This is a genomic window from Flavonifractor plautii ATCC 29863 (genome assembly GCF_000239295.1).
Taxonomy (GTDB): Bacteria; Bacillota; Clostridia; order Oscillospirales; family Oscillospiraceae; genus Flavonifractor; species Flavonifractor plautii.
This window is the reverse complement of sequence record NZ_JH417684.1, coordinates 1-10215: the sequence shown is the minus strand read 5'-3', so window position 1 is coordinate 10215 and position 10215 is coordinate 1. Positions and strand designations below refer to the sequence as shown.

At 62.4% G+C, this 10215-nt stretch carries 10 protein-coding genes and 1 other annotated feature; of the genes, 4 read left to right on the top strand and 6 right to left on the bottom strand.

What is annotated here, in order from left to right; genetic code table 11:
- Window positions 1-38: 38 nt before the first annotated feature.
- The 6 genes from HMPREF0372_RS04895 to rsxC are packed head-to-tail and all read right to left on the bottom strand — an operon-like array spanning window position 39 to window position 5238.
- Window positions 39-974, bottom strand: coding sequence for an RnfABCDGE type electron transport complex subunit B (locus HMPREF0372_RS04895; protein WP_007489472.1), 936 nt, complete (start codon window positions 972-974; stop codon window positions 39-41).
- A 15-nt stretch (window positions 975-989) separates the two neighbouring features.
- Window positions 990-1580, bottom strand: coding sequence for an electron transport complex subunit RsxA (rsxA, locus tag HMPREF0372_RS04890; protein WP_007489470.1), 591 nt, complete (start codon window positions 1578-1580; stop codon window positions 990-992).
- Window positions 1580-2263 (bottom strand): electron transport complex subunit RsxE, encoded by a 684-nt coding sequence (gene rsxE / locus HMPREF0372_RS04885; RefSeq protein WP_007489469.1) that lies wholly within the window; start codon window positions 2261-2263, stop codon window positions 1580-1582. Before rsxE ends, rsxA begins: the two co-directional genes overlap by 1 nt.
- Before the next feature lie 15 nt (window positions 2264-2278).
- A complete protein-coding gene (locus tag HMPREF0372_RS04880; protein ID WP_007489468.1) occupies window positions 2279-2830 on the bottom strand; it encodes an FMN-binding protein in 552 nt (183 codons plus the stop codon).
- 3 nt (window positions 2831-2833) lie between these two features.
- The gene (locus tag HMPREF0372_RS04875) at window positions 2834-3895 is read right to left on the bottom strand and encodes an RnfABCDGE type electron transport complex subunit D (RefSeq protein ID WP_007489467.1); all 1062 of its coding nucleotides are present in this window, start codon (window positions 3893-3895) and stop codon (window positions 2834-2836) included.
- Window positions 3892-5238: an electron transport complex subunit RsxC gene (gene rsxC, locus HMPREF0372_RS04870; RefSeq protein ID WP_007489466.1), complete on the bottom strand. Its 1347-nt coding sequence runs from the start codon at window positions 5236-5238 to the stop codon at window positions 3892-3894. Before rsxC ends, HMPREF0372_RS04875 begins: the two co-directional genes overlap by 4 nt.
- A 371-nt stretch (window positions 5239-5609) precedes the next feature.
- Window positions 5610-5832, top strand: a binding site (T-box leader).
- 49 nt (window positions 5833-5881) lie between these two features.
- Between rsxC and ilvB the strand changes: the two genes are divergently transcribed.
- From ilvB to ilvC, 4 genes are all read left to right on the top strand, one after another.
- On the top strand, window positions 5882-7591 hold the full coding sequence (gene ilvB, locus HMPREF0372_RS04865) for a biosynthetic-type acetolactate synthase large subunit (protein ID WP_007489463.1): 1710 nt from the start codon (window positions 5882-5884) through the stop codon (window positions 7589-7591).
- Between the two features lie 14 nt (window positions 7592-7605).
- Window positions 7606-8163 carry an acetolactate synthase small subunit gene (gene ilvN / locus HMPREF0372_RS04860; protein ID WP_007489462.1) on the top strand — a complete coding sequence of 186 codons (558 nt, stop codon included), beginning with the start codon at window positions 7606-7608 and terminating at the stop codon, window positions 8161-8163.
- A 195-nt stretch (window positions 8164-8358) separates the two neighbouring features.
- Window positions 8359-8811 carry a GNAT family N-acetyltransferase gene (locus HMPREF0372_RS04855; RefSeq protein ID WP_007489459.1) on the top strand — a complete coding sequence of 151 codons (453 nt, stop codon included), beginning with the start codon at window positions 8359-8361 and terminating at the stop codon, window positions 8809-8811.
- A gap of 126 nt (window positions 8812-8937) precedes the next feature.
- A complete protein-coding gene (gene ilvC, locus HMPREF0372_RS04850) occupies window positions 8938-9957 on the top strand; it encodes a ketol-acid reductoisomerase (protein WP_009259285.1) in 1020 nt (339 codons plus the stop codon).
- Window positions 9958-10215 lie beyond the last annotated feature (258 nt).

Genomic DNA, 10215 nt, shown 5'->3' with positions numbered 1-10215 from the left:
GCGCGTTCCCGATCGGGAACGCGCGATTTTTATGGTATTTACTCCTTGGGCTCGGCAGGCGCCTCGGCCTTGGGGGCGGCAGCGGCCTCCGCTGCAGGCTTCTCCGCAGTTGGAGCCGCGGGCTTGACAGCGGCAGCCGGGGCGGCCTTGGGGGCCGCAGGCTTCACCTCGGGCACCTTGCCGTCCACGGTGATCAGCTTGCGGGGGCACTTCTGTGCGCAGATACCGCAGCCGATGCACTTCTCGTAGTCGATCACCGCCAAGTTGTTGACCATGGTGATGGCTTCCTTGGGGCAGCTCTTAGCACACAGGGAGCAACCGATACAGCCATTGTCGCATACCTTGCGGGCGTCCACGCCCTTGTCGTGGGAGGAACAGGGAATGGTGACGTGGCGCTTGGTCTTGTAGGGCTCCAGGGCGATGATGTGTCGGGGGCAGATGTCCACGCACTTATTGCACGCCTTGCACTTCTCCTCATCGACCCTGGCCACGCCGTCGATGACGTGGATAGCGTCAAAGGGACATGCCTTCTCACAGGAGCCCAGGCCCAGGCAGCCATAGGCGCAGCCCAGGTCGCCGCCGCCGGGCAGCTTGGAGGCCGCCACGCAGTCGTGGATGCCCACGTAAGTGTACTGCTTGTAGTTCTGGCCGCAGCCGGTGCAGTGCACCTGGGCAATCTGCTTCACTGCGGCGCCAGCGGACACGCCCATAATCTCGCCGATCTGGGCGGCCACCGCCTCGCCGCCGGCGGCGCAGGCATTGACTGGGGCCACTCCCTTGACCACAGCGGAGGCATAGCCGGAGCAGCCGGGATAGCCGCAGCCGCCGCAGTTGGCGCCGGGCAGACAGCCCAGGATGGCCTCTTCACGGGGATCCACCTCAACAGCGAACACCTTGGAGGCGATCGCCAGGACCAGGCCGAAGATGGCGCCCAGCACAGCCAGGACCACAACGGCAATTATAACAGTCGTCATATTCTTCCGCCCTCCTTAACCGAAGACCTTCAGGCCGGAGAAGCCCATGAAAGCCAGAGCGATGAGGCCGGCGGCCACCAGGGCGATCGGGAAGCCCTCGAAAGCCTTGGGCCACTCGGAGAACTCCATCCGCTCCCGGATGCTGGCGAAGATCACGATGACCAGCAGGAAGCCGATGCCGCCGGTAACGCCGTACACGACGCTCTCAATAAAGCCGTAGCCGTTCTGGGTGTTCTGCAGCACCACGCCCAGCACAGCGCAGTTGGTGGTGATCAGGGGCAGGTACACACCCAGGGCCTCATAGAGGGAGGGCATGGCCTTCTTGAGGAACATCTCGATGAACTGCACCAGAGAGGCGATGACCAGGATGTAGGTCACGGTCTGCATGAAGGTCAGGCCCATGGGAACCAGAATGAGCTCATTGATGGGCCAACAGATGGCGGAGGCCAGGCCCATGACGAAGATAACCGCCAGCCCCATGCCGGAGGCAGTCTCGATCTTTTTGGAAACACCCATGAAGGGGCAGATGCCCAGGAACTGGGCCACAATAAAGTTATTGACCAGGATGGCGCCCAAGGCGATGGTAAAGAGCTGAGTCCACTCCATTACTTGGCCACCTCCTCAGTCTTTTTGTCGCCCTTCTTGGGCTTGTTCAGAATGTACTGCATGGCCGCGATCACGCAGGCCAGGGTCAGGAAGCCGCCCACCGGGAGAATCATGCCCAGAGCGGGAATGCCCTCGGGCAGGATGCGGATGCCTGCGGCAGTGCCCAGGCCGAAGACCAACTGTCCTTCTGCGCCGATCTCCAGCAGGCCGCCCATAATGGTGCCATTTCCAAGGAACTCGCGAACCACACACATGATGACCAGCACCATGGTGTAACCCAGGCCCTGGAAGATACCGTCCAGCGCAGAAGCGCCGATACCATTCTTGTAGGCAAAGGACTCGGCGCGGCCCAGAATGATACAGTTCACCACGATCAGGGGGATAAACAGGCCCAAGCTCTTGGACAGGGCCGGGATAAATGCCTGCAGGCACAGGTCAACGATGGTAACAAAGCCGGCGATGACCACGATGAAGCAGGCGATGCGGATGTTGTTGGGGATGATCTTACGCAGGGCCGCGATGATGATGTTGGACAGGGTCAGAATCACCAACACGGACAGGCCCATGCCCAGGCCGTTGAACAGGGTGGTGGTAATGGCCATCACCGAGCACATGCCCAGCAGTTGGACGGTGACGGGGTTCTGGAAGAACAAGCCGTCCCTAAATTGTTTCATCACGTTCATATTCGATTACCCTCCTTAGCCCATGCTCGCGGCGGCGGCGATGGCGCTGGTGACGGCCTCGCAAACGCCGCGGGAGGTGATGGTAGCGCCGGTCAGGGCGTCGATGTCGCCGCCGTCCTTGGTGACCTTGACCTCGCCGGTCTTGCCCACGAACTGGGCCTGGAAGTCCGGCTTGCTGGCGTTGGAGCCCAGGCCGGAGGTCTCGCCGGTGCTGGTAATGGAGATGCCGGAGCAGGCCCCGGTATTGTCCACACCCACCATGATAGTCAGGTTGCCGCTGAAGGACGTGGCGGGCTTAACCTCCACCACGTATCCGGCATCGCCGGCCTTGTAGACGGCCTGCACCATAGCGTCGCCGCCGGTGTACTCCACCTCGTCATAGCTGTTGGCGGGGAGCACGGCAGCCATGGCCTCCTGGGTGGTCTTCTCGTTGTTAGCCGCGATAAAGGGGGCGGTCACATAGTTGGTCAGGCCCAGCAGAAGGGCGGTGGCCGCACAGATGGCAAAGAGGACGATCACCAGGGTCGCCATGCCTGGTTCCTTTTTCTTGGTTGCAGTCTCACTCATGGCTTAGCCCTCCTTCCCGGCTTTTTTGGCCGCCTTGGCCGCAGCCTTCATTTCCTTGGTCACTCCGTAGCGGCCGGGCTTGCCCACCTTGTCGATGAGCCACACGCAGCAGTTCATGATCAGGATGGAGTAGCTCACGCCCTCGGGATAGCCGCCGAAATAGCGGATGAACACGGTCAGCAGGCCGCAGCCGATGCCGAAGATGATCTCACCCTTTTTGGTGACGGGGCTGGTGACATAGTCGGTGGCCATGAAGAAGGCACCCAGGAACAGGCCGCCGGTGAAGAGCTGGTAGGTCATCCACACCAGCCGGTCGTTGCCGCCCAGGGGGAACAGGAAGGTGAGCACCGCCACGGTGGCGATGTAGGCCACGGGGATGCGGGCGCGGATGACGCCGCGGACGATCAGATACACGCCGCCCAGCAGCAGGGCCAGGGCGGAGATCTCACCGATACAGCCGCCCACATTGCCCACAAATGTGTCGAGGATGGTGGCATCGGGCAGCAGGCCGCCGTGCATGAAGTCAGCAGACAAGGGGGTTGCGCTGCTGACGATATCCACCCCGGCCATAGTCTTGGTGCCGCCCAGCAGGTCGGCCCAGGCGCCGGTGCCGATGCCGGGGGCCACCCAGGTGGTCATGGCCACGGGGTAGCACAGCATCAGGAAGGCGCGGCCGCCCAGGGCGGGGTTCATGAAGTTCTTACCCAGGCCGCCGAAGAGCTGCTTGACCACCACGATGGCGAAGAAGTCGCCGATGATCAGCATCCAATAGGGCAGGGTGGGGGCGCACACGAAGGCCAGCAGCACGCCGGTGACGGCGGCGGACAGGTCCTTGACGGCGCAGGACTTGTGCATCAGCTTGCGGTAGCCCCACTCGAAGAACTCGCAGGCCAGCACGGAGATGATGGTGGCCACCAAGGCACGGGGGCCGAAGAACACCACGCCCATGACCATGGCAGGTACCAGGGCGATGAGCACGTCCCGCATCAGGTTGGTGGTGTCAATGGGAGAGGCCACGTGGGGGGACGACGCCACCGTGAGTCTCAGCTTCTTTTCCTCGTTCATGCTTTGGCCGCCTCCTTCGCCGCTTTTTCCTTGGCCGCCAGAGCCCGCAGCTCACCCTTGGTCACACGGAAGGACTGGACCAGGTGGAGGCGGGCGGGGCAGATGTAGTTGCAGGAACCGCACTCAATGCAGTCCATGACGTTAAGCGCCTCGGCCTCCTTCCACATGCCCTTCTCGGCGTACAGGTGCATGTAGACCGGAGTCAGGTGCATGGGGCAGACGTTGACGCAGCGGCCGCAGCGCAGGCAGACCTCCTCCTCCACAACGGGGGCGGCCTCCTTTTTGGTCAGGCAGAGCACGGCATTGGTGCCCTTGATGCAGGTGACATCCAGGTTATACTGGGCGATGCCCATCATGGGGCCGCCGGTGAGCACGCGGTCGGGCTCCTCCTTGAAGCCCTTGCCCTCGTCGATGATCTGCTGGAAGGAGGTGCCCAGGGGCACCAGCAGGTTTTTGGGCTCCTTGATGGCGTCGCCGGTGACGGTGAGGATGCGGTGGGTCAGGGGCTTGCCCTCCACCACGGCGTCGTACACGGCAGCGGCGGTCCCCACATTGAACACCGCGCAGCCCACATGGGCGGGCAGCCCGCCGGGAGGCACCTCGCGGCCGGTGACGCGCTGAATGAGCTGCTTTTCCGCGCCCTGGGGGTAGCGGGTGCGCAGAGACTCCACCTGCACGTCGTTCTTGCCGCCCACCAGCGCCTTCAGGTGCTCGATGGCGTCCTCCTTGTTGGCCTCCACACCGATGACGGCGTTCTTCAGGCCGAAGGCCTGCATCAGAATGCGCACGCCGCCGATGACCCGCTCGCCCTGCTCCAGCATCAGCCGGTGGTCAGCGGTTATGTAGGGCTCACACTCGGCGCCGTTCAGGATCAGGGTATCCACCTTGCCGACGCCGGAGCTGATCTTCACGTGGGTGGGGAAGCCGGCGCCGCCCATTCCGGTGATGCCCGCCTCCTTGACAATCTCCACGATCTCCTCGCAGCTCAGCTTGCTGTAGTCGGGATGGGGGGTGAGCACGGAGCCCCAGGTGTCCTGGAAGTCATTCTCGATGACCACCGACATCACCTTTCCGCCGCCCACATAGGGACGGGGCTCCACCGCCTTGACCACACCGGACACAGACGCGTGAATGGGGGCGCCCAGGCCGGCGATCTCGCCGATCTTCTGGCCCACCTTGACCTGATCGCCCACGGCTACAATGGGCTTACAGGGCGCACCGACATGCATTGCCATGGCGATGACGACCTGCTTGGGAGCGGCGCTCAGGGGCGCAACCTCCTTGTGGCGTGCCAACTCTTTCCGGTCATTGGGGTGCACGCCGCCGTAAAAGCTTTGCTTCATAGGTCCACCTCGCAAATCTGACCCACACACGGGCCATTGTTCTGAGTCGTTTGACCGGTATCTCAAACAGATTTATCATAGCGCAAACCAAGCATCTTGTCCAGTTAAAACGCTCAAATTCCCTTCATTTTTTCTTTTAAACCAATTAGTTTTTTCTCTTTTTCCAGAAATATGGTAACATCCGCAGTACCATTTTTGCAAAAACCATCCGGTTTACTTTTTCGTCAGGATGACAACAGAGCTCCGCTCCGTTCTCCACTTTCGTTGTTTAAAATAGAGAAGTTCAAAAAGTGAAATTAACCCGATTGACAAATGCGGTCCGGAACGGTATGATATCAGGTAATTACATTTTCCGGGCTTGCCCGGAGCGTACAAAGGCGATGACCGGGACAGTACGGGCGGTACATAAGCGCAGAGAGGGAGCGGCTGGTGTAAGCTCCCATGAGGCCGCCCCGAACGCTCGCCCGGGAGCAGCCCTGCTGAACCGCAGGTTAGGCAGGGACGGTTTCCCCTCCGTTAGCGGGGCAATGAGTGCGCGGGCGCGCCCCGCGAAGTTAGGTGGTACCACGGAGTCATGGCGGCTTCGTCCTATGGGACGAGGCCGCCATGCTTGTTTTTATCGTTAAAGGAGGTTGGACGACCCATGAGAATGAAAACCGCCCAGATCTTGATGGAGTGCCTGCTGGAGCAGGGGGTGGACACGGTCTTCGGCTACCCCGGCGGCACGATCCTGAACGTATACGACGAATTTGAGCTCCACGGCTACAAGGACAAAATCCGCCATATCCTCACCGCCCATGAGCAGGGCGCCTCCCACGCCGCCGACGGCTATGCCCGCGCCACCGGAAAGGTGGGGGTGTGCTTCGCCACCTCCGGCCCCGGGGCCACCAACCTGACCACCGGCATCGCCACGGCCTACTACGACTCCTCCCCTGTGGTGTTCATCACCTGCAACGTCAGCGAGAACCTCATCGGCAAGGACTCCTTTCAGGAGGTGGACATCACCGGTATCTCCATGCCCATCACCAAGTGCAACTATCTGGTGAAAGACCCCGGCGCCCTGGCCGACGTGCTGCGGGAGGCCTTCGCCATCGCCCGCTCCGGCCGCCCCGGCCCCGTGCTGGTGGACATCGCCAAGAACGTCACCGCCGCCGAGGCCGATTACGAGCCCCTCCCCCTCGACCAGCACGCCAACCACGGCCGACTGGGGGCCATGCTCCGCCGGGCCAGCCACGATCTCAAGACTCCCGAGCCCGACGCGGGGGACATTCAGACCCTGCTGGATCTCATTGAGGTGGCCCGGAAGCCCCTGGTGCTGGTGGGCGGCGGGGTCATCCGCTCCAAGGGAGCTGTGCCCCAGTTCCGCACCTTTATCGAGCGGCTCAACGCCCCGGTTGCCTCCACCATCATGGGCGGCGGCGCCTGCCCCGGCAATCACCGGCTGTTCACCGGCATGATCGGTATGCACGGCTCCCACGCCTCCAATCTCGCCTCCGACCAGTGCGATCTGCTCATCGCCGTCGGCTGCCGCTTCTCCGACCGGGTGGCCACCGACCCCGCCACCTTCGCACCCAACGCCAAAATCGTCCACATCGACATCGACCGGGCGGAGATCGACAAGAACGTGCTCACCCACCACCACATCATCGGCGACGCCCGCCGGGTGCTGGAGCTGCTCAACGAGAAGCTCCCCCAGCACGACTACCCGGAGTGGAAGGCGTGGGTGTTCTCCCACCCGGAGGTGCCCCTCAAGAAAGACGATGTTCTCCACCCCCACGAGATTCTGGAGACCATCCAGGCCGTCACCGGCGGGGACGCCATCGTGGCCACCGATGTGGGCCAGCATCAGATGTGGTGCGCCCAGTACTACCACTTCTCCCGCCCCGGCCAGTTCATCACCTCCGGCGGCTTCGGCACCATGGGCTTCGGCCTGGGGGCCGCCATGGGGGCCGCCGTGGGCAATCCGGGCAAGGTGGTGGTGCACTGCACCGGCGACGGCTGCTTCCGCATGAACTGCCACGAGCTCTGCACCGCCGAGCACTACAACATCCCCGTCATCACCGTCATCTTCAACAACCGCACCCTGGGTATGGTGCGCCAGTGGCAGAACCTGATCTACCAGAAGCGGTTCTCCCAGACCGATCTGGACCGGGGCCCCGACTTCGTCAAGCTGGCGGAGGCCTACGGCATCCAGGGGGAGCGGGCCGCCACCCAGCCGGAGTTCGAGGCGGCCTTCCGCCGGGCCGTGGCCGCAGGCCGGCCCTATCTCATCGAGTGCGCCATCGACAAGGACGCCATGGTCCACCCCATGGTCTCCGCCGGCGCTCCGGTCACCGATTTCATCCTGGATTAAAGGAGGGCGTGGATATGAATGAAGCCAATGTGACCCGCCGCACCCTCTCGGTGCTGGTGGAAAATGCCGCCGGTGTCCTGTCCCAAGTCTCCCGGCTGTTCTCCCGGAAGGGCTATAACATTGAGTCCCTGGCGGTGGGCACTACCGACGACCCAGCCGTCTCCCGCATCACCATCGAGGTGTGGGCCGACAAGCCCATGATTGAGCAGATCATGAACCAGCTGCGCAAGCAGTTCTCCGTCTACTCCGTGCAGGAGCTGCTGCCCGAGCGGTCCATCCGCCGGGAGCTGGTCATGTTCAAGGTGCGGGCCGAGACCCCCGACATCCGCAACGAGATCATCCAGATCGCCAACATCTTCCGGGCCTCCATCATCGATGTGTCCCTCAAGTCCCTCACCCTGGCCCTCATCGGCGACGAGACCAAGGCCGACGCCATGCAGAAGCTGCTGGAGGCCTTCGGCATCCTGGAGCTGGTGCGCACCGGCATGGTGGCCCTCGAACGGGGCGCCTATACCATCGGCGACGAGACCAAGGAACAGACCGAGTTTAATCTGGGCAAGAACTTCCTGTAAGGCTCCTGTTGCCCGGCGCGCAGAACATAGGCCCCGTCAAATTCCACAGAGGCCTCTGTGTTTTCATATTAAAAATGAAGTGTCTCATTTTCCACAGAAAGGGGGAGAGCATGTATGAAGCTGTATGAAACTATGTTCCTGTCAACCAGAGGGAGGGTGTTCCTCTATTAGCCCTCCAGATATGAAGGAGGAAATATGAACCATATTACCCTGCAAAAAGTGGATGAATCCAACTTTCTTGCGTGCTTTTCCCTGAGATTAGAGGCCCAGCAGGAGAAATTCGTATCCCACCCGATCCGGAGTCTGGCCCAGGCGTATGTATACTACAGTCAGTGTACGCCCTTTGCGGTCTGCCGCGCCGGTCAGGTGGTCGGATATCTGATGGTCATCTATGACTATGACGAAGAGGCTTACTTCATCTGGCATCTGATGATCGACGCCCAGCACCAGGGCAGGGGCTGCGGGAGGGCGGCTATGGAGGCGGCGCTTGCCTATATCCGTTCCAAGCCTTTCGGGGCTTCCAACCTCGTCCGGCTGACCGTCAGCCCGGAAAACGCGGCCGCCTGCCATTTGTACCAGACCCTGCGCTTCTCTCCCACCGGCCGGGCGGACGGGGATGAGATCGAGCTGGAGCGGGTGCTTGACTGACCTCCGCCCCATGCGGCGGCCTTCCGCTTCTGCGGATTGTATCACAGTTATCATTCTTTTCCCGAAAACTATGCTATCATGAGTTCAAATTCCCCCACCAACAAGAAGAAAAAGGAGTGTATCACCATGGCTAAGATGTACTACGAGAAGGACTGCGAGCTCTCCTACCTGAACGGCAAGAAAATCGCCATCATCGGCTACGGCTCCCAGGGCCACGCCCACGCCCTCAACCTGAAGGACTCCGGGTGCGATGTGTGCGTCGGCCTGCGGGCCGGCTCCAAGAACTGGGCCGAGGCGGAGAAGGCCGGCCTGGCGGTCAAGACTGTGGCCGAGGCCGCCCAGTGGGGCGACATTGTAATGATGCTCATCAACGACGAGGTCCAGGCAGAGGTCTATAAGAATGACATTGCCCCCTACCTGACCGAGGGCAAGGCCCTGGCCTTCGCCCACGGCTTCAACATCCGCTATCAGCAGATCGTCCCCCCCGCCGGCGTGGACGTGTTCATGGCGGCCCCCAAGGGCCCCGGCCACACCGTCCGTTCCACCTACGTCAACGGCAAGGGCGTGCCCTGCCTCGTGGCGGTGGAGCAGAACGCCACCGGCAACGCCTATAAGCTCGCCCTGGCCTACATCGCGGGCATCGGCGGCGCCCGGGCCGGCGTGATGGAGACCACCTTCCACGACGAGACCGAGACCGACCTGTTCGGCGAGCAGACCGTGCTGTGCGGCGGCGTGGTGGATCTGATGCGCTGCGGCTTTGAGGTGCTGGTGGAGGCCGGCTATGAGCCGGAGAACGCTTACTTCGAGTGCATCCACGAGATGAAGCTGATCATCGACCTGATCAACAAGGGCGGCGTGGCGGCCATGAACTACTCCATCTCCGACACCGCTGAGTTCGGTGAGTACGTCTCCGGCCCCCGTGTCATCCCCCACGAGGAGACCAAGGCCCGCATGCGCGCCGTGCTCTCCGACATTCAGGACGGCACCTTCGCCGGCAAGTGGATCGCCGAGAACAAGAACGGCCGCACCTTCTTCAACTCCAAGCGCGCCCAGCTCAAGAAGCACCAGATGGAGCTGGTGGGCGATGAGCTGCGCCGCAACATGATCTGGGGCGGTGATAAAGATCTGGACACTGCCTCCAACTGACCCAGAACCGGGCGCGAGCCCCGCGCAGCGGGTCGCGTCCGGAGCGGAGGCGCAAGGGAGCGCAGCGAGGGATGCCCGCAAGGGTGTCCCGAGCAGAGTGGACTTTGCGCCGACGAGGGGCGGCGACAAGGATCTCGACACCGCCTTCAACTGAACCGGGGCCCCCGCGCAACCCCAGCGTCAGCGGTTTGCGTGGGGAAGCGGAACCTTCCCTTCTCCCCAAAAAGTCCGGCCCGTGCATTTGCACGGGCCGGACTT